General features: G+C 72.1%; 15 protein-coding genes. 10 read left to right on the top strand and 5 right to left on the bottom strand.

What is annotated here, in order from left to right; genetic code table 11:
- Window positions 1-321: 321 nt before the first annotated feature.
- The 3 genes from ACQPY4_RS40530 (at window position 322) to ACQPY4_RS40520 (ending at window position 3973) form a co-directional block, all read left to right on the top strand.
- A complete protein-coding gene (locus ACQPY4_RS40530; RefSeq protein WP_433330514.1) occupies window positions 322-915 on the top strand; it encodes a septal ring lytic transglycosylase RlpA family protein in 594 nt (197 codons plus the stop codon).
- 95 nt (window positions 916-1010) lie between these two features.
- Window positions 1011-2516 carry a MutS-related protein gene (locus ACQPY4_RS40525; protein ID WP_433330512.1) on the top strand — a complete coding sequence of 502 codons (1506 nt, stop codon included), beginning with the start codon at window positions 1011-1013 and terminating at the stop codon, window positions 2514-2516.
- Window positions 2513-3973: a MutS-related protein gene (locus tag ACQPY4_RS40520; protein ID WP_433330510.1), complete on the top strand. Its 1461-nt coding sequence runs from the start codon at window positions 2513-2515 to the stop codon at window positions 3971-3973. Before ACQPY4_RS40525 ends, ACQPY4_RS40520 begins: the two co-directional genes overlap by 4 nt.
- Here ACQPY4_RS40520 and ACQPY4_RS40515 read toward each other — a convergent pair.
- Window positions 3970-4878, bottom strand: coding sequence for a hypothetical protein (locus ACQPY4_RS40515; RefSeq protein ID WP_433330508.1), 909 nt, complete (start codon window positions 4876-4878; stop codon window positions 3970-3972). The genes ACQPY4_RS40520 and ACQPY4_RS40515 overlap by 4 nt on opposite strands.
- Window positions 4879-5213: 335 nt before the next feature.
- Between ACQPY4_RS40515 and ACQPY4_RS40510 the strand changes: the two genes are divergently transcribed.
- Window positions 5214-5573 carry a YkvA family protein gene (locus ACQPY4_RS40510; protein WP_433330506.1) on the top strand — a complete coding sequence of 120 codons (360 nt, stop codon included), beginning with the start codon at window positions 5214-5216 and terminating at the stop codon, window positions 5571-5573.
- Window positions 5574-5584: 11 nt separating this feature from the next.
- Here ACQPY4_RS40510 and ACQPY4_RS40505 read toward each other — a convergent pair whose 3' ends face one another.
- A complete protein-coding gene (locus tag ACQPY4_RS40505) occupies window positions 5585-6325 on the bottom strand; it encodes an IclR family transcriptional regulator (RefSeq protein ID WP_433330504.1) in 741 nt (246 codons plus the stop codon).
- Window positions 6326-7368: 1043 nt separating this feature from the next.
- On the opposite strand from ACQPY4_RS40505, the gene ACQPY4_RS40500 reads away from it, so the two are divergent.
- From ACQPY4_RS40500 to ACQPY4_RS40475, 6 genes are all read left to right on the top strand, one after another.
- Window positions 7369-7638 carry a hypothetical protein gene (locus ACQPY4_RS40500; protein ID WP_433330502.1) on the top strand — a complete coding sequence of 90 codons (270 nt, stop codon included), beginning with the start codon at window positions 7369-7371 and terminating at the stop codon, window positions 7636-7638.
- Between the two features lie 296 nt (window positions 7639-7934).
- On the top strand, window positions 7935-9731 hold the full coding sequence (locus ACQPY4_RS40495; RefSeq protein ID WP_433330500.1) for a fatty acyl-AMP ligase: 1797 nt from the start codon (window positions 7935-7937) through the stop codon (window positions 9729-9731).
- A gap of 64 nt (window positions 9732-9795) precedes the next feature.
- The gene (locus ACQPY4_RS40490; RefSeq protein ID WP_433330498.1) at window positions 9796-12558 is read left to right on the top strand and encodes an MMPL family transporter; all 2763 of its coding nucleotides are present in this window, start codon (window positions 9796-9798) and stop codon (window positions 12556-12558) included.
- Window positions 12470-13507 (top strand): alpha/beta hydrolase, encoded by a 1038-nt coding sequence (locus tag ACQPY4_RS40485; RefSeq protein ID WP_433330496.1) that lies wholly within the window; start codon window positions 12470-12472, stop codon window positions 13505-13507. The genes ACQPY4_RS40490 and ACQPY4_RS40485 overlap by 89 nt, the downstream gene beginning before the upstream one ends.
- Before the next feature lie 86 nt (window positions 13508-13593).
- Entirely contained in the window at window positions 13594-14424 is an 831-nt protein-coding gene (locus ACQPY4_RS40480; RefSeq protein ID WP_433330494.1) for a phosphoribosylaminoimidazolesuccinocarboxamide synthase, read from the top strand.
- Window positions 14425-14427: 3 nt separating this feature from the next.
- Complete coding sequence (locus tag ACQPY4_RS40475; RefSeq protein ID WP_433330492.1) at window positions 14428-15180, top strand: maleylpyruvate isomerase family mycothiol-dependent enzyme; 753 nt, start codon at window positions 14428-14430, stop codon at window positions 15178-15180.
- A 1-nt stretch (window position 15181) separates the two neighbouring features.
- Here ACQPY4_RS40475 and ACQPY4_RS40470 read toward each other — a convergent pair whose 3' ends face one another.
- The 3 genes from ACQPY4_RS40470 to ACQPY4_RS40460 form a co-directional block, all read right to left on the bottom strand.
- On the bottom strand, window positions 15182-16714 hold the full coding sequence (locus ACQPY4_RS40470; protein WP_433330490.1) for an alpha/beta hydrolase: 1533 nt from the start codon (window positions 16712-16714) through the stop codon (window positions 15182-15184).
- Window positions 16715-16815: 101 nt separating this feature from the next.
- Window positions 16816-18045 (bottom strand): glycosyltransferase, encoded by a 1230-nt coding sequence (locus ACQPY4_RS40465; protein WP_433330488.1) that lies wholly within the window; start codon window positions 18043-18045, stop codon window positions 16816-16818.
- A gap of 25 nt (window positions 18046-18070) precedes the next feature.
- Window positions 18071-19687, bottom strand: a complete 1617-nt coding sequence (locus tag ACQPY4_RS40460; protein WP_433330486.1) for an MFS transporter — start codon at window positions 19685-19687, stop codon at window positions 18071-18073.
- Window positions 19688-19837: the final 150 nt, after the last annotated feature.

Here is a 19837-nt window from a genome sequence, read left to right as displayed (position 1 = left end):
TAAAGAGGATCTTGAAATGCCGTCACCCCCCGAGGTCGAGCCACTCCGGACGGCAAAAGATCAGGTGACAAACCCCACAAACGGCGGCTGTTCGCATGATTCACGCGCCGGGCGCCCTACGGTCAAGGACTTGTGTGCGGCTCCAAGAGAGAACCAAGTGAACACGGTTGAGCGAGGGCCGCACCCGCCGGACGCCTGAATGATCCGCGATCATGCGGACGCGCCTGAAGGGCGCGCGACGAGCTCCACGATCATGGAGCCACCACTGGTGATCACACACCGAGGCGTCCGGGGTCATGTCCCCGACCAAAGGACTTCTCTGTGGGTAGCGCTGGAAAGCATCGCCCGAAATCCCGTCTCACTCTCATCCTGATCGCCTCAGGCGTCGCGGTGGCCGTCCTGGCGGCCGGAGCCTGGGCCATGACCGCGGGCGGCGGCTCGGCGGAGTCCGCGCGGGCCGCGCAGGCCGCCACTCCACCGGTCGCCCCGCAGGCGGACCCGCCGCGGGCCACACCGACCCGGGCCAGCCGAGGAGAGAAGCGCACACCGCCGCCCTCGCCCAAGCCCACCAAGAGCAACCCCAAGCCGAAGCCCAAGAAGAAGAAGGCCCCTGACTACCGGGTCATCTCCTCGGGCTCGTGCGAGGCGTCGTACTACTGGCAGGGCCAGATGACGGCCAGCGGCGAGCGCTTCGACCCGAGCGAGCTCACCGCCGCCCACAAGACCCTGCCCATGGGCTCCAAGGTCCGCGTGACCAACAAGAACAACGGACGCTCGGTCGTCGTCCGCATCAACGACCGCGGCCCCTACGCGGGCGGGCGCTGCCTGGACCTCTCCAAGGCCGCCATGATCGAGGTGAAGGGCACCGGCGCGGGCGTCATCCCCGTCCGCTACCAGGTCCTCAGCCGAGCCTGACGTCGTCCTGCCGGGACCCGGTCCCGGGGCCGAACCACGCCCCGGACCGGGTCCCGGTGACCTACGATCGGGCAGAGCGATCTTGCGGGGGGCCGATGGGTGTTCGCAGCATCCTGTTCGCCACGCCGGACCCCACCGGGGAGCCGGACGACGCCGAGCCCGGCCACTTCCGCGATCTGAACCTCGACCAGGTCGTCCGGGCGGTCGCGGAGGCGGCCGGTGCGGCCGGGGTCGCGCGGTACTTGCACCGCCCGTTGCGGGACGCCGAGAGCGTCGCGTTCCGGCAGCAGATCTTCCGCGACCTGGAAGATCCGGCGGTGCTCCAGACCGCCGAGCGGTTCACCGCGTCGATGGCCAGGACGCGCTCCCGGCTGGAGGCGCTGGAACGCCGCAAGCACCCGCCGCAGGCCCACCGCTGGTTCCTGGAGATCGTGCTCGACCACACGGCGGCGGTGATCGGGCTCGCGGAGGGGCTGGACGCGTCCGGTGCGGCCTCACCCGGCCTGCGCGCGCTCCGCGACGACCTGGCCGGGCACATCCGGTCCGCGGGCTTCACCGGGCTGCTTGAAGGCGCGCGGCGGTTGCGCGAGCGGCTCGGCGAGATCCGCTATGACGTCCTGGTGCGCGGGGACGAGGTCAGCGTCGCCCCCCACGAGGAGGACGGCCGGTTCGACCACGCCGACCGGGTACTGGCGTGGTTCGAGCGCTTCCGGCAGGGACCGCCGTCCGGCGAGACCGAGGGGGCGCCCGCGCTCGGCCTGGACTTCGTCGAGGCCGGTGTCCTTGACCTCGTCGCCGAACTCTTCCCCGGCCTGTTCGGCGACCTGGCCGCCTTCTGCGCGGCCAACCGCGACTTCCCGGCCCCGGAGCTCGACCGGCTCGACCGCGAACTGCGGTTCTACCTGGGCTACCTGTCTTTCCTCGCGCCGGTGCGCGCGGCGGGCCTGCCGATCTGCACCCCGGCGGTCTCGGCGACCCGCAAGGACCTGCTCGCCCGCGACGTCTACGACCTCGCCCTGGCGGCAAAGCACCCGCAGGTCGTGACCAACGACCTGCGCCTGGACGGCACCGAACGCGTCCTGGTCGTCTCCGGGCCCAACCAGGGCGGGAAGACGACCCTGGCGCGCACGTTCGGCCAGCTGCACCACCTGGCCGCGCTGGGCTGCCCCGTCCCGGGACGGGAGGTGCGGATCTTCCTGGCGGACGCCGTCCTCACCCATTTCGAACGCGAGGAGGCGCCCGGCGACCTGACCAGCGGCCTGGAGGCGGAGCTGATCCGGATGCGGGCGCTCCTGAAGGCCGCGACCCCGCGCAGCGTCATCGTCCTCAACGAGGTCTTCAGCTCCACGACGCCCGACGACGCCCGCGCGCTCAGCGAGACGGTGCTCGCCTCGATCGTCCGGCTGGACGCGGCGTGCCTGTGGGTGAGCTTCGTCGACGCGCTGGCGCTGACGAGCCCGGCGGCGGTGAGCATGGTGGGCGCCGAGGAGCGCTCGTACCGGTTCGTCCGGCGGGCCGCCGACGGGCGCGCCCACGCGCTCGCCCTCGCCGAACGGCACGGCCTGACCTACGCCCAGATCACCGCGCGGGCGCGCCGATGAGGCCCGGGCTGCTGTCCGCCGGGGACGGCGCCCGCCCGCCGGCCACCGTCGAGGCCGGTGACCTGCGGCTCGACGGCATGTGGGCTGCCATGGCGCGCGGGGACGAGGACGTCCTCGGCTCGGTCCGGGCGGTGACCCTCGCCCCGCTCACCGACCCGGCGGCGATCGCGCACCGGCAGGAGGTGCTCGGCGACTGCATGGCGAACGCGGCCGTCGTCCGGTCCCTGCACGCCCTGGCCGGGCGGGCCGTCGCCGCGGAGCGCAAGATCTTCCGGGGCGTGACCACCACCCGCCCGGAGGCGCTGCTGAGCCGCTCGGTGCGGGTGCTGGAACAGTCCCTTGACCAGCTGCGGCGACTGCGCGACCTCGCGTCCCAGCACGGGCACGCGTTCCGCTCGCCCGGCTTCACCCGGCTGTTCGCCCGCGTCCGGGCCGAGCTGGACGAGGAGTACCTGACCGGCACCGCGGCGCTGCTCGGCGAGCTCGGGTTCGAGCACGGCCTGCTGGCCGAGGCGCGCCTGGGACCGGGGAACACCAGCGTCGGGTTCCGCCTTCACCGGCCCCTGGGCAGGCGGCGCGACCCGTCCGTCCGGCGGGTCCGCAGGGCCGGGCTCACCTTCACCGTCCCGAGCGACAACGAGGAGACCTGGCGCGCGCTGCCCGCCTTCCGCGACCTGATGCTGGCGGAGGTCGCGCGGGCCGCCTCCGGCTCGGCCGACCACGTCCGCGACTTCTTCCGCGCCCTGCGCGACGAGCTGGGCTTCTACGTCGGCTGTCTCAACCTCGCCGAGACCCTCACCGGGCTCGGCGTCCCGACCTGCGTCCCCGGGATCGGGCCGGAGCTGACGGCGCGGAACCTGCACGAGCCCGCCCTGGCGCTCCTCCGGGCCGGGACGGTCGGCAACGACCTCGACGCGGGCGCCGCCGCCCTGATCATGGTCACCGGGACGAACCGCGGCGGGAAGTCGACCTTCCTGCGCGCCGTCGGCCTGGCGCAGCTCATGACGCAGTGCGGGATGTTCGTCGCCGCCGACCGCTTCACCGCCCCGATCGCCCACGGCATCCTCACCCACTTCAGGCGCGAGGAGGACCGCTCGATGTCCAGCGGCCGACTGGACGAGGAACTGGCCCGGATGAGCGCGGCCGTCGACCGTCTCGGCCCGGGCTCGCTGCTGCTGTGCAACGAGTCGTTCGCCTCCACCACCGAGCGCGAGGCGTCCGGCATCGCGGCCGAGATCATCCGGGCCCTGACCGACCTGGGCGTCCGCATCGTGTTCGTGACGCACCTGTACGAGCTGGCCCGCCGCCTGCACGCCGAGGCCGGGGGCGGCCAGGTCTTCCTGACCACAGAGCGGGACGCGGACGGCGAGCCCACCTTCCGGATCGTCCCCGGCGCCCCGTCCCCGACCGCCCACGCCGAGGACCTCTACCTCCGCGTGTTCGGCGAAGACGGTTAGCAGGACGGGGTGCCCAGCGTGATGCCCTCGATGTTCAGGGGACGCTCGGCGGCCCGGTCCTGAGCCGGTTCGTCGACCTCGGCCAAGCGCTCGCGGAACCAGTCGGTGAGGACGCCGTCCACCCGGACGGCCTCGGTGATGGGCGGGAGGGCCTCGGTGCCCGGCTCGGCCGCCAGCGCGTGCCCCATCCGGAAGGTGGCCGCCTCCACGGCCCGAGCGCCGCGTCGCTCCAGCAGATCGCGCAGCGCGGTGACCTCCGTGGGCGGGACGACGCGGTCCTTGGCGCCGGCGATGAGGAGCAGGGCCGTGCCCCGCTCGATGATCTCGCCCGCTCGCACGCCGAGGTCGAGGCGGTCGGCCAGGGCCTGGGCATGGTCGTCCCAGCGGTGCTCGCGGCCGGTGCGCGCCTCCATGGCCCGCGCGGCGCGGGCGGGCGCGATGACCGGGGCGATCAGCGCCGCCGTGCTCACCGGCACCGTGCCGCGCACCACGGCCAGCAGCGCGGCGGCCGCTCCCACCGAGAACCCCGCCATGCCGACGGGGCCCTCGGGCAGGTCGAGCTCGCGCCTGATCTCCGCGAGGACGTCGGGGAGCCGCTCGACGGCCTGCTCGACGGCCGTCCCGAATGCCTCGATGCCCCGATTGTCGAGCAGCGTCGTCCCGTCGAGCGACCCCGGGCGCTCGACGGGCAGGTCGAGGTAGACGCGCCAGGTCGGCACGCCGGTCATCGGCACGGCCGCGGCCAGGGCGCTCGCCGTGCGCGGCGGGTCGAAACCGGGCCAGGCCACGATGAGGCGCGTCGGGCCCGCCGGGCGCGCGTCGACGGCGGTCGGCGGCAGCGCGAGGTAGGCCGTCCCGGCGGCCGTGCCCGTGACGGGGCCGGGTGTGATCGGGTCGCCGGTCATGTCCTGCGTTCAGCTCCTGAGATGCTCGGCGGGCGAGTGCTGGTCGTGCGGGACGGCCCGGCGGGAAGAGGCGACGCCCGAAAGCCATGTTTCCAGCGGACGCCGGGAAATGGGGCCGAATCCCCTGGACTCGTCCGTCTGAGTGATGAATCCCTCACTTGGGGTAACTTGAGTGGCGCAGGCGACCGGGGTTTCCCAGTCTGGGGCAGGGAAGGCCCGCTTTACCTGGGCAAAAAAGAATTATGGGAACAAAATTGGGCACTCTCCGCGTCCAAGGTAGTCGTGGGCGCCGCGGGGGCGCGCCCTGGTCTCAGTGAGAACAAGGAGTGCCTGTGGTGAAGAAGAGCAGTGCCGCGGCCGCCGGACAAGCCTGGCAGATCTACAGCGAGACCCTTGAACCCGGCACACCCGGGCTGTGGACGCGGGCACGGGCCGTCCCCAGGATGCTCAAGGCCGTCCTGCGGGGCGAGTACAAGGGCCTGTCTCACAAGACCCTCGGGATGCTGGTCGTCGGCCTGATCTACATCGTCTCCCCGATCGACGCCGTCCCCGACATCCTGATCCCCATCGGCCTGGTCGACGACACCGGAGTGCTGCTCTGGCTCGCCGCCGTCCTGGTCAAGTCGGCGGGCGACTACGTCACCTGGGAACGCGGCGGCCGTCCCAAGGTCGTCGTCGGCGACCTCGTCGACTGACCTGCCGCCGGTCAGGGCCTCAGGTCCTCGGCGAAACGCTCGGCGACCCTCAGCATGATGGGCACGACCTCGTCCACGGCCGCGCGGGTCATCCGGGCCGACGGCCCGGACACCGAGAACGCCGTCAGCGCGGGCGTGCCCGGCAGCGGGACGGCCACACAGCGCACGCCGATCTCCTGCTCCCCGTCGTCCACGGCATAACCCCGCTCGCGGACGCGGGCCAGCTCGTCCAGCAGGGCGTCGGGGTCGGTGAAGGTGTTCGGGGTGTGGGCGGGCATGCCGGTGCGGGCCAGGATCTCCCGGACGCGCTGCTCGGGGAGCTGGGCCAGCAGCGCCTTGCCCACCCCGGTGCAGTGCGGCTTGACGCGCCGCCCGACCTCGGTGAACATCCGCATCGAGTGCCGCGAGGGCACCTGCGCGATGTAGACGGCCTCGTCGCCCTCCAGCACGGCCATGTTGGCGGTCTCGCCCACCTCGTCCACCAGCCGGGTCAGCGCCGGGCGGGCCCACGTGCCCAGCAGCCGGCTCGCGCCCTCGCCCAGCCTGATCAGCCGCGGCCCGAGCGCGTACCGCTTGGACGGCTCCTGCCGCACATAGCCCTGGTTCACCAGCGTCCGCATGAGCCGGTAGATCGTCGGCATCGGCAGCCCGGAGACCTCCGTCAGCTCCGACAGCGCCATCTCTCCACCGCCGTCGGCCAGATGTTCCAGCAGGTCGAAGGCGCGTTCCAGGGACCGTACGGCCTCCGCCACCGGCACTCCTCTCCTCGTGATCGGTCGATTCTACGGAGTATCGATTTCGCAGGGCGGAAGGGGCCGGGCCAAGCCGGTTCGTCCCTCGACGTTACTAATTGTGGCCAGTGGCAATAACTGAGTGAGCCTGGTGCCGCACGGCACCGTCCCCCCGGCGAGCAGTTCGGCCAACGGGAGGGACACCGGTGCCTGGAAGGGCCTGGCAGACCGCGGCGCTCACCGCCGTGCTGCTGCTCACCCCGCTGCCCGTCCACGCCGACCAGGACGCCCGCCTGACGACGTCCCTCTCCGTCCAGGGCCACCGCACGCTCACGGCGTCCGTCCACCCCACCGAGGCCGAGGCGGACGACGTCACCCTCACCCTCCACGCCCGGGGCCTGACTTGGACCACCCACCCCTCCGAATGCGACCAGGAGGGCCCCCGTCTCGACTGCGACCTGGACGACCTGACCACCACCCATGCCGTCCAGGTCTCCTTCCGCCCCACTGCCCGTCTGGCCCACATCCGAGCCACCGCCACCGCCGACAACGCCCCTCGCCGAGCAACCACCACCCTCACCATCCGCCCAAAGATCCCCAAGCCACCAGAGACCCCGAAGCCCCCGTCGCCGGCGCCGCCGTCTCCGATGCCACCATCCGTGCCGCCTCCGTCGGCGGTACCGCCATCCGTCGTGCCACCGACGCCCTCGACGCCGCCACCTTCCGCGACTCCGCCGTCCACGCCACCGTCCACGCCACCGTCCACGCCACCGTCCACGCCACCGTCCACGCCACCGTCCACGCCACCGTCCACGCCACCGTCCACGCCACCGTCCACGCCACCGTCCACGCCGCCGCCCTCGGCGAAGCCGCCCTCCGAAAGGCCACCCTCGGCGAAGCCGACTTCAAAGCCGCCGCCGTCGGTGAAGCCGACGCCGTCGCCGGTGGGGCGGGCTGGGGCGCCCTCCTCCGGAAAGCGGCCTCCTGGGACGTCGCCTTCGGGGGTCATGCCGCCACCGTCTGGGGGACGCGCTCCTTGGGTGGCGCCTTGGTCGGGAGTGCCGGTGCCCGTGACGCCTTCGGCGCCGCCGATGGATTCGCCGGTGCTGCCGCCGACGAACGCGCCTGGACCTTCGGTGGCGCCCCCGGCGCCTCAGGGGGACGGGACGCAGATGACGCTGGTCTCGCCGTCCGGGGGCCAGGAAGGGGAGGGCGCCGACTGGGCGATCGTGCTGGGGATCGCGCTGGCGGCGGAGATCGCTCTGTTGTGGCTGGCGGCATGCCTTGGGCTGGTCAGGAAGGGGCTGGCGACGCGGCGTGAGAGCACTGATTAGGCTGTCGGGACGAGGGTCGGGCCCGGTGCGAGACGGCCTGGGCACGGTGGGTGATAATTTCGCCCGTCACACGCAAATGGGAGAATCCGCTTGTCACCGCCGTGACAAACCCTCCGGCGGCTAATGTGCGTCCGGACTAGTGTCCCCCGCCCCTACCATCGGGTAGCTTCTCGCTGCACCTGCTTCAGCGCCATGTGCCGGAGGGGCGGTCAGACGGTCGTCCGGACATCGCTGATCGTTGTCGGTGACGTCCGCCCGCGCGGCGTCGCCAAGTCCGTTTCCGGGAGAGTTGTTCAATGGCATTGGGCTCGCTGCTTCCCGAACTCCAGCCCGGCGGCTCCGGCCGCACCCCGTTGATCGAGCGGCTGGCCCGGTGGGCCGCGCAGAAGCCGGACGCGCCGGCCTTCACCTTCGTCGACTTCTCGCTCGACCCCGCCGGGGCGCGCCTCACGCTGAGCTGGGCGGAGGCCGACCGGCGGGCGCGGGCCACGGCGGCCAGGCTGCGGCAGGTCGCCGCCCCGGGTGACCGGGCCGCGCTGCTGCTGCCGCAGACGCTGGAGTACATGACGACGATGCTCGGCGCGCTGTACGCGCACGTGGTGGCGGTGCCGCTGTTCTCGCCCGACCTCCCGGGCCATGCCGACCGGCTGATCGGCGCCTACACCGATGCCGAGCCCACGGTGATCGTCACGACCCGGAACGCGCTCGCGCACGTGGAGAAGTTCCTGGCCGACCATGACGTGCCGGAGCCCAAGGAGATCGTCTTCGCCGAGGAGATCGACCTCGCGCTGGCCGGGGCCTGGCGGGACGAGCCGATCGGCTTCGACGAGCTGGCCTATCTCCAGTACACCTCGGGTTCGACGCGGCGGCCCGCGGGCGTGGAGATCACGCACGGGAACGTGACGTCGAACGCCGCGCAGCTGTGGGCGGGATGGGCGCCGGAGCGGCCGAATCCGGAGCTGGTGAGCTGGCTGCCGCTCTTCCACGACATGGGCCTGATCGCGACGATGGCGCTCCCGCTGGTCAGCGGCGACCACGCGATCTACACCGATCCGGTGTCGTTCATCATGAACCCGCTGCGCTGGATGGAGCTGATCTCCGAGCGTCCGGGCAAGAACGTCTACACGGCGGGCCCGAACTTCGCCTATGAGTACGTCGCGTCCATGATCACGCCGGAGCGGCGGGCGGACCTGGACCTCAGCGGCCTGACGACCTGCCTGAACGGCGCCGAGCCGATCCGGACCTCCACGCTCACCACCTTCGCCGAGGCGCTGGCGCCCGCCGGGCTGCGGCCGGGCGCGCAGGCGCCGGGCTACGGCCTGGCCGAGGCGACGGTGTTCGTGACGGCCGCCGCCGAGGACGCCCCGCCGAAGATCATCACGGTGGAGCGGGACGCGCTGACCACAGGTTCGCTCGTGCTGTGCGGGTCGGACGACGAGCGCGCCAGCACCCTGGTGTCGTGCGGGGGGCCCTCCGGCCAGCTCGTCGCGATCGTCGACCCGGAGACGCGCCTGGAGCGGCCGGACGGCGAGGTCGGCGAGATCTGGGTGCACGGCCCCAACACCGCCCCCGGGTACTGGCGCAACTCCGAGCGCAGCCAGGAAACCTTCGGCGGCGTGCTGGCCGAGCCGGGCGGGCTGCCCGCCGGGCCGTGGATGAAGACCGGCGACTACGGCGTGGTCCACGAGGGCGAGCTGTACGTCACCGGCCGCATCAAGGACCTGATCATCGTGGACGGCCGCAACCACTACCCGCAGGACATCGAGGTCACCACCCAGGAGTCGCACGCGGCGGTGCGGCCCGAGCACGTCGCGGCGTTCGCCGTCCAGGGGGACGGCACCGAGCTGCTGGTCGTGGTGGCCGAGCGCAACCGGCGGGTCCCGCTGGCGCGGCTCGACCTGGAGGAGGTCGAGAACGCGGTGCGCGCCGCCGTCAACGTCGAGCACGAGATGAGCGTGCACGAGTTCGTGCTGATCGAGCCCGGCGGGGTGTCCCGCACCTCCAGCGGCAAGATCGCCCGCTCGGCCACGCGACAGCGGTTCCTGGACGGCGCCCTGCCGACCACCAAGGCGCGACTGGAGACCCGCAAGTAGGAGAACATGGAGCACCGCCCGGCCGCGCCCGTGGCCCGGCGGACGGGGACGCACCTGGAGGATCATGCTCGCGGGGCTGGGCCGCCTTGTCCATCGACGCCGCTGGACCAGCCTCGCCCTGATCATGATCATGACGGTCCTGGCGGGCGGCTGGGGCCTCGGGGTCTTCGCCAAGTTCAAGCAGGGCGGCTTCGAAGACCCCAACGCGTCCTCGACGCTGGTGGCCAAGCTGGGCGCGACCTACTTCGGCAACACCAACCCCGACGTCCTGGTGCTCTACACCAGCGACTCGATGACGGTGGACGACCCGCGCTACCAGGCGAGCGTGATCACCACCGTGGCGCGGCTGCCCAAGAGCCGGGTCGGCGAGCTGATCACCTACTGGTCGCTCGACCCCAAGGACGGCGCGTCGTTCGCCTCGCACGACCGGCGCCGGACGTTCGTCGCGCTCAAGCTCCAGGGCAAGGACGACGCCGCCAAGCTGGAGAACTACGAGAAGATCAAGGACCGGCTGCACGCGCCCGGGCTGGAGACCAGGACGGGCGGCGCGATCCCGCTGGGCAAGGAGTTCGGCGAGCAGGTCGTCACCGACATCATCAACGCCGAGATGATCTCGATGCCGATCCTGCTGGTCCTGCTGGTGCTGGTGTTCGGGGCGCTGACCGCGTCGGTGCTGCCGCTGATCGTGGCGCTGTTCTCCATTTTGGGCGGGCTGGCCGTCCTGCACGCCGTCACCTATGTCACCGACGTGACCTCCTTCGCCCTGGAGGTCGTCACGATGATGGGCGTCGGGCTGGCGATCGACTACTCGCTGTTCATCGTGGGCCGGTTCCGCGAGGAACTCGACCAGGGCATGGCCGCGCACGGGATCGATCCGGGGAAACCGTGGAAGAAGGCCCCCGATCGCAGGGCGGCCAAGCGCGCGCACCGCGAGGTGCTGAAACCCGTCCGGCAGGCCGCCCTCGCCCGGACGATGGCCACCGCCGGACGGACGATCGCGGTGTCCGGCGTGACGGTCTCGGCGGCGCTGTCGGGTCTGCTGCTGTTCCCGCAGATGTTCCTGCGGACGATCGGGCTGGCGGGCATCGCGACCGTGCTGGTCGCCGTGTTCGGCGCGATCGTGCTGCTCCCGACGCTGCTGGCCCTGCTCGGCCCCCGCGTCGAGTTCGGGCGGATGCCGTGGCGGCGTCCCGGCTCCAAGCGCGCGCAGCGCGACCCCGACAAGGGCTTCTGGTTCCGGCTCGGGCACAGCGTGATGAAGCACCCGCTGCCCTACTTCGCGGTGACGCTGGTGATCCTGGCCGTGATGTTCGGGCCGTTCCTGAACGTCCAGTTCGGCAGCGTGGACGCCCGCGTCCTGCCCAAGGAGAGCCCGACCCGCAACGTCGTCGAGACGGTCAAGGCCGAGTTCCCCAACGGGTCGGCCGAGCCCATCGACGTCGTCGTCTCCGGCGACCTGATCCCGCGCAACTGGCGTCCGGTCCGCGGCAGCGACCAGATCCCGCCCTACCTGGCCGAGTTCCGCAAGAAGCTCGCCGGGCTGCCGGGCGTGGTCGAGGCCAAGTTCACCGGCTACTCCGGCGAGTACGGCGGCGTCCGCGTCTCGGTCACCCACAAGTACGAGCCGATGGCGCCGCAGGCCCAGGACCTGGTCGAGACGATCCGGGCGATGAGCCTGACCAAGAACGGCTACCCGATGCACATCGACGTCGGGGGAAGCACCGCCGCGCAGATGGACCTGATGTCCAGCCTGATGCGCAGCCTGCCCAAGATGGCGCTCGTGGTCGGCATCGGGACGTTCGTCCTGCTGTTCATGTTCTTCGGCTCGGTCGTGCTGCCGCTGAAGGCGATCGTGATGAACGTCCTGTCGATCGGCGCCTCGTTCGGCGCGATCGTCTGGGGCTTCCAGTACGGGCACCTGGCCGGGTTGCTCGACTTCACCCCGACGGGCGGGGTCGAGGCCACCAGCATGATCCTCATCCTGGCGGTCGTGTTCGGCCTGTCCATGGACTACGAGGTGTTCCTGCTCAGCCGCATCCGCGAGGAGTGGGACCGCACGCACGACAACCGCGCCGCCGTCGCCGTCGGCATGCAGCGCACCGGCGGCATCATCACCAGCGCCGCGCTGCTGTTCCTGGTGGTGATCGCGGCGTTCAGCATGGCCGGGATCACGGTGGTGAAGCTGATCGGCGTCGGCATGTTCGTGGCCGTCGTCGTGGACGCCGCCCTGGTCCGCTCGCTGCTGGTGCCGGCGACGATGCGCTTCATGGGCGACGCCAACTGGTGGCTCCCCCCCGCGCTCGCCGGCCTGCACGCCCGCATGGACCTGCGCGAGCGCGACGACCTGCCGGACGTCCGTCCGGCCCCGTCCGGCCCCCCGGCCGACGCGCCGCTCCCGTACGCCCTGCAATGGCAGGAACCGACCCCCGACCCCGCCCCTCCCAACGGCCATATCCCCGTCGCGACCCTGTCCCGGCCGGATGTGGCCTCCGTGCCCGGCGCGCCGTCCAACGGCGCCGCGCCGCGGGCGGCCAGGACGTCCCGGACGACCCCCGACCCCTCTACGATCGCAGCGGATCCGGCACCCTCGCCTTTTGTCAGCGGGCCACAGACTCCGTGGACTCCGTGGGCGGACGGGCCGCCGGAACCCGCGCCCAAGCACACCCCTGGACCCAAACGTGAGATAGTTCCCAATCCAGAGGGTGCTGGGTGGCGCTGGCGGATCGTGGAGGGGAACGATGTCAATTCAGGCGCGTCGTCGCGTCGCCCGCCGGGCGGTGACGATCGTCACCGCGACGGTGGCGGCCGGGGCGGTGGCACCCCTTAGCGCGGCGGTTCCGGCCGAGGCGGCCGGGTTCCGCAAGGCCGACACCGGCGCGCGGATCCTCAGCCACCGCTGGCTGAACAAGGGCAAGACCGCCTTCGACTTCGACGTCAGCTCCCCGTCCCTCGGCGCGGTGCAACGGGTGCGCGTGCTGGTTCCCAAGGGCTGGAAGAGCCGGTCCAACCGCAGCTGGCCGACGGTCTACGCCTACCACGGCGGCCGCGACAACTTCACGTCCTGGACCCGCCCCCGCAACACCGACCTCCCGGCGCTGGCCCGCAAGTGGGGCGTCATGGTCGTGATGCCCGAAGGCGCCAACGGCTCGTACACCAACTGGTACAACAACGGACGCGGCGGCACCCCCAAGTGGGAGGACTTCCACCTGCGCGAGGTGCGCCAGCTCGTCGAGCGCAACTTCCACGCGGGCGGCGCACGCGCCACCATGGGCATCTCCTCGGGAGCCCAGGGCGCCTGCACCTACCCGGGACGCGCCCCCGGCATGTTCCGCTACGCGGCCTGCTTCAGCGGCGTGCTGTCGATGAGCTCGCCCGGCATCCCGGCCCTGCTGATGTACACCAACTCGGGCAACAACCAGAACCCGTTCGCGATCTGGGGCATCCCCTGGATCCACAAGGCCAACTGGGACGCGCACGACCCGATCGCGCTGCTGCCCAGGATGCGCGGCACCCGCTTCTACATCTCGTCCGGGACGACCGGCAAGCCCGGCCCGTTCGACCCGCCGAACATGAAGCCCTGGGACATCGGGCTGATCAGCGAGCGGGCGATCGGGATGACCGCCAAGGAGTTCGCGGCCCGCGCCCGCGTCCTGGGCATCCCGGTCCAGACCCACATCTACGGCAACGGACGCCACTCGTGGCCGTACTGGAAGCGCGAGATGCACACCGCCTGGCCGTCGATGATGAAGGCCCTGGGCGCCAAACGCGTCCGCTGACCGTACGCCCTTCTCCGAGTCCGGCTCGGTGCGGCCCGCCTGGCAGAATTCCGGGTGGCCCACGATTCACGAGCTGAGGAACCCGCATGCGACTTGTCCACTCCGGGAAGGTCCGGGACGTCTACGCCGACGGTGACGACCTGGTCCTGGTCGCCTCCGACCGGGTGAGCGTCTATGACGTGGTGCTTCCCACGCCGATCCCCGACAAGGGCAAGATCCTCACCCGGTTGTCGCTGTGGTGGTTCGAGCGGCTGGCCGATGTGGTCCCCAACCACGTCATCTCGGCGACCGACGTGCCGGACGAGTGGGCCGGGCGCGCCATCCGCTGCCAGAGGCTCACGATGCTGCCCGTCGAGTGGATCGCCCGGGGCTACCTGGCGGGTCTCGGCCTGTCGGAGTACCGCAAGGGCGGCACGGTCTCCGGCGTCCCGCTTCCGTCCGGTCTGGCCGAGGCCGACCGGCTCCCCGAGCCGATCTTCACCCCGACGACCAAGGCGACCGAGGGCCACGACGAGTTCATCACCTATGACGACGTCGTGGCCGAGATCGGGGCCGACACCGCGTCCCGGCTCAAGGAGGCGACGTTGGAGGTCTACCGGCGCGGCGCCGAGATCGCGGCCGGGCGGGGCATCATCATCGCCGACACCAAGCTGGAGTTCGGCCGCGCCGCCGACGGCACGCTCGTGCTGGCCGACGAGGTGCTGACGCCCGACTCCTCGCGGTTCTGGCCCGCCGACGCCTGGGAGCCGGGCCGGGGCCAGGACTCCCTCGACAAGCAGTTCGTCCGCGACTGGAGCAGCCGGCTCGACTGGGACCGCACGCCTCCCGGGCCCGAGATCCCCGACGAGATCGTCGAGGCCACCCGGGCCCGCTACGTCGAGGTCTACGAGCGCCTCACCGGCACCCGCTGGGTGTAGCCGATGCTCACGATCGCCGAGTACCGCGCGTTGCTGGCCGGGCAGGCCGACGCCTTCGAAGAGTCGGTCCGGTCGGGTGACGCGGACGCCCGCGTCCCGTGGGCCGACGACTGGCGCATGGGCGACGTGGCCGAGCACCTGGCCGGGGTACATCGCTGGGCCGCCGAGGTCGTGTCCACCGGACGCCGCCCTGACACCATCCCCGAGGCGCCCCCGGATCTCGGCCTCGGCGACCTCTACCGCCATTGCGCCGACACCCTGCTGGCCGCGCTCGACGGAGCCGACCCCGAGTCCGAGTGCTGGACCTTCGGGGCCGCCCCCCGCCGCACCTCGTTCTGGTTCCGTCGCCAGAACCTGGAGACGCTCGTGCACCGCTGGGACGTCGGTGCCGCGCTGAACCGCCCGGTCGCGATCGACGCCGCGCTGGCGGCCGACGGCGTCGACGAGGTCCTCACGGTCATGCTGCCCAGGCGCGACCGCTGGCACCGGGCCCCGTTCCCCGACTACGTGGGGCACGTCCTGATCGAGGCCACCGACACCGGCCACCGCTGGACGATCGAGAACCTCGACGGCAGGGCGGCCGCGTTCCCGCTGCTGGAGGACGAGGCGGAACCCCCGGTGGCCACGGCCAGGGGCCGGGCCGAAGACCTCCTGCTCCTCCTCTGGCGCCGCATCCCCCTGGAGACCGGCCATGTCCGTCCCGAAGGCGACCATGGCCTACTTCAGGGCATCACCGCCGCCGGCCTGACCCCCTGACCTAGGGGTTTCCGGGGTCGGGGCAGCGAGTGGTGCCGGGAAGCTCGCCGGTCAGCAGGTAGGCGTCGGCGGCGGCCGTGGCGCAGGGGCTCCAGCCGAAGGCGTGGACGAGATGGTCGTTGGTGTCCACGGTGAGCATGCTCGCGCGCTTGCCGAGCGCGCGCTTGAGCCCGAGCCCGGAGGCATAGGGCGTGGCGGGGTCGCGCACCGGCTGAATGATCAGCACGTTGCGGGGCCCGCGCGCCGTGGCGGTGACGACGGGTTCGGCGGGCGCGCGGTGCCAGAAGGCGCACGGGGTGATGTTGGCGGGCCCGCCTCCCGTCAGCGGGTGGGCCTTGCGGTCCCGGGTGACCCTTCGCTGGTAGAAGGAGATGTCGCGGGGCCACGCCACATCACCGCATTCGATGGCCTGCCTGGCGGCGAAGCCGTTGTCCCCGGGCGCTTCCTTGGCGAGTCCGCGCGAGACGGCCGTTCCGGTGTCCTGCCGCTCGTTGTAGCGCCGCAGCGTGGTCCCGGCACCGGGTGCGCCGGGGCCGAAGTCCTTCCAGTAGAAGCGGTGCAGGGCGGACGCCGCCGCCAGGTAGCGGACGTTGTCGCCCGTCACATGGGTGTCTCCGGGCTCGGCGCCCGGCCCGGGGCCCTGCGGGTCGCGCCAGGGCTCGGCGTCCAGCTCGCGGGCGAGCCCGAGCACCGTGCGGCGGACCTCGGCGGGCGTGCGGCCGAGCCGGTACTCGCCGTGCCGCCCGGCCAGCCAGCGCGCCAGGTCGGTGAAGCCCTGCTCGACGCCGGGTGCTTCGAGGCGCTGCATCCCGTACCAGACCCGTGCGGGGTCGATCGCGCTTTCGAGGACCATCCGGTCCGTGCGTCCGGGGAAGAGCGTGTCGTAGGCGACGGCGAGGTAGGCGCCGTTCCAGCCCGCGGCCACGGAGATCTTCGGCTCGTCCAGGGCCGCGCGGATCCGGTCCAGGTCGCGGGCGGCGTTGGCGCTGGTGATGTGCGGCATGACGGGGCCCGAGCGCGTCCGGCACGCCTCGGCCTGGGCGCGGGCCGCGCGGACGCTCTTGCCGATCGAGCCGTCGGCGGCCGGGAACCGCGACACCGGACGCGGTGAGGACGGCAGCCCGCAGGTGATCGGGCTGCTCGCGCCGACGCCGCGCATGTCGAACCCGACGATGTCGTAGCGCTTGACCACCTCCTGGCCGAGCGCGTGGTGGGCGTAGTTCCACGGCTGGACGAGCCCGCTCTCGCCGGGCCCGATGGGCGCGGTCATCAGGACGCCGCGCCGCTCGCCGGCGTGGAGCGAGCGCACGCGGGAGATCCTGATCGTGATCGTGGGGCCGGTGGGCGCGCGGTAGTCGAGCGGGACCCGAAGGTCGGCGCACTGCTGCCGCAGCCCGGGACGGTCGCCCTCGCGCGCCTCGGGCGTGCAGTCCGTCCATGCGAGCGGAGCCTTCTCCCGCGCCTGCGCGGCGGGCGCGGCCAGTGCGGCCGCCACCGCCGTCAACACGAGGACGGGGCCCAACGTTCTCTTCATCTCAGCCTCCGGAAGGTGGGGGTGCCTTCCGACCAGGCTCATGGGACGTGCGCGGCGCAACCTCCCCCGCGCGCGCTAGCGTCCTCCCCCGAGGAGACGACTCAGAGGCGGTCGAGCACCTTCAGCGCTTCGCCGATGCCGTCCTCGGCGGAGACGCGGCGTCCCAGCGCGGCGGCGTTGCGCGCGAGTTCGGGGTCGCCGACGGCGCGGCGGATCGCGCGGGTGAGGCGCGGCACGGTGAGGGTCTTGAACGGCACGGGCGCCGGGCCCGCGCCGAGGGCCGCCACCCGTTCGCCCCAGTACGGCTGGTCGCCGAAGAAGGGGCACACCACGGTGGGCACGCCCGCCCGGAGCCCGGCGGCGGTCGTTCCCGCGCCGCCGTGGTGGACGACGGCGGCCGTCCTCGGGAAGAGCCACGCGTGCGGGACGTCGTTGACCGCGAGGACGTCGTCGTCGGAGTCGGCCGGGTCGCCCTGGACGATGCCGCGCACCCCCGCCAGGCGCAGCGCGGCGCGGACCGCGAGATCGGTCACCTTCCGGTCCTTGGGGACCATGCTGCCGAAACCGGCGTAGACCGGCGGCGGGCCCGCGTCGAGGAACGCGGCGAGCTCGGCCGGCGGTTCCCAGGACGGCTCGTCCAGGAACCAGTAGCCGGTCTCGTGGACATGGGACGGCCAGTCGAGCGGGCGGGGCACCACCGAGGGGCTGAAGCAGGCCAGGACGGGACGGTCCTGGCGTCCCGGGCCGCGCAGCGGCAGGTCGGCCAGGCCGAGGGTGTCGCGGCGCCAGGGGTTGATGAACGGCCGGGCGAGCTGCCAGGCGACCTGGTCGATGGCGCTGAAGCTGGCGCGCTTGCCCAGTGGCCCGAGGAACCGGGCCTGGGGGACGAACGGATGCGGGAAGGCCCCGGTCGGCTGGCTGGGCTGGAAGTGGATGTAGGCCCAGGGGACGTCCAGGTGCTCGCCGAGGTGGCGCGGCAGGGCGCCCAGGGTGGGGCCGAGGACGAGGTCGGCGCCCTTGCAGGCGTCGGTGCACTCGTCCAGCAGGCGCTCGGCCATGGGCCCGATGATGCGGCGGAACCCGGCCAGGAACGTGACGGGGTTGCGGCCCCCGGCCAGCAGCTCCTGGCCCGCGTCCGAGTCGAGGATCTCGGTGGGGTCGGCGGTCAGCGGCGCCAGGTCGAGCCCGGCGGACGCGGCCAGGCCCGCGTACCGGTTGCTGGCCACCAGCCGGACGCGGTCGCCCCGCCCGGCAAGGGCCCGGCCGAGCGCCGCGCAGGGCTGGACGTCGCCGCGCGAACCCGCGGCGAAGATCACGATGGTGCGGCTCATCGGGCGCTGCCCCTCTCGGTCGGGATCACCAGGTGTCGGCGTGGGCGGAGCTTCCGCCGTTCCAGGGATCGGGCTGGTCGTCGGGGACGTACGGCTCGTACCAGCCGTCGGGCGGCGGGGGCGGCCAGGACTCGTCGCGGCGTCGCGGCGGGGCCGGACGGGTCGCGTAACGCGCGCCGATCGTGGCGTACCGGGGACCCATGAGCGGCGTCCCCTCGAAGGCGGTGACGCCGACGGGGCTGGTGACCTGCGGCGTGGACGTGGCGTGCGCGGTCTCGGGGGTCCGGGGAGCGTCGCCGACGGCGGCCTTGCTGTGCTTGGGGCCGACCCAGCCCCGCCGGCTCGGCAGGGTGAAGGCGCTGATGAGGCCGCCGATCAGCACGAGGGAGGCGCCGAGGATGATGCCGTTGGACACGCCGCTGCGGAATTCCTCCAGCTCGGGGGCGGCGGCGCCCTCCTTGGGGATGGTGTGGATCAGCAGGCCGAGGATCGCGATGCCGAAGGCGCCCGACGCCTCGCGGATCACGTTCAGCATGCCGCTGGCCACGCCCGCGCGCTCTTCGGGGACGGCCTTGAGGACGTACATCGCCAGCGGCATGCACAGCGCGGAGCCCACACCGGTGATCACGACGCTGGGGAGCAGGTCGGTGAAGGTGTCACCGGCTCTGACCATGGTGAACACCAGCATGCCGAGCGCCATCAGCGCCATGCCGCCGCCGACGACGGGGCGCGGCCCCCACTTGGCGGCCAGCCAGAACGCGACCGGCGTCATCACCAGGATCGCGATGGCCGGCGGCAGCATGACCAGGCCCGATTCGGGCGGCGAGAAGCCCAGGTAGCGCTGGAGGAAGGAGGCCGAGTAGAAGACCAGGCCGTTGAAGCCGATGCCCCAGAGCATCTGCGAGAGCAGACCGCCGACGAAGACCCGGTTGCGGAAGAACCGCAGGTCCATCATCGGCTCGGGGACCCACATCTCGACCATGACGAAGCAGACCAGGGCGACGGCGGCCAGCGCGAACACGGCCAGCACCGACGGATCGGTCCACCCGTGCTGGCGTCCGGACTCCATGCCGTAGGTGAAGGCGAACAGCACCGTCGCCGAGATCACCACGCCCGGCATGTCGATGCGCGCGCTGGTGTTCTCGGGCTTGTCGGTGAGCACCACCAGGCCGAGCAGGATCACCAGCACGCCGGGGACGATGTTGATCAGGAAGATCCAGCCCCAGTACCAGTGCTGGACGATGAAGCCGCCGATGGCCGGGCCGAGCGCGGTGGCGGCCGAGCCGGCGGCCACCCACACGATCGTGCCGAGCGAGCGCTGCTTGTCGGTGCGGCCGACGGTGACCATGACCAGCGTGGCCGGGAGGGCGAGCGCGGCGCCGGCGCCCTGGGTGACGCGGGCCAGGATGAGCACCGTGTCGTCGGGGGCGAGGCCGCAGATGCCGGAGGCGGCGGTGAACACGCCCATTCCGGTGGTGAAGGTGACCCGGCATCCGTAGACATCCGTAAGACGCCCGCCCGCGATCATTAGGCAGGAGAACATCAGGATGTAACCGGTGGCGACCCAGTCTTTCGCGGAGTTCGACATTCCGAGCTCGCGCATCATCGTGGGCAGCGCGTTGGCGACCACTGTGTTGTCCATAGTGATCATGAATGCGCTGACGGCGACGACCGCCAGCGCCCAACGGTATCGGCCCCGGGTCAAGTGACTGCGCGGCGTGCTTGACCTGCCGCTTCCCCCTAAAGGTTTTTGTTGGTTCTGTTACAATTCGTTGGCACCTGGTTACTGATC

Source organism: Spirillospora sp. CA-294931 (assembly GCF_050946795.1).
Taxonomy (GTDB): Bacteria; Actinomycetota; Actinomycetes; order Streptosporangiales; family Streptosporangiaceae; genus Spirillospora.
The sequence above is the reverse complement of the archived record's forward strand: the minus strand, read 5'-3'. Positions and strand labels throughout refer to the sequence as shown.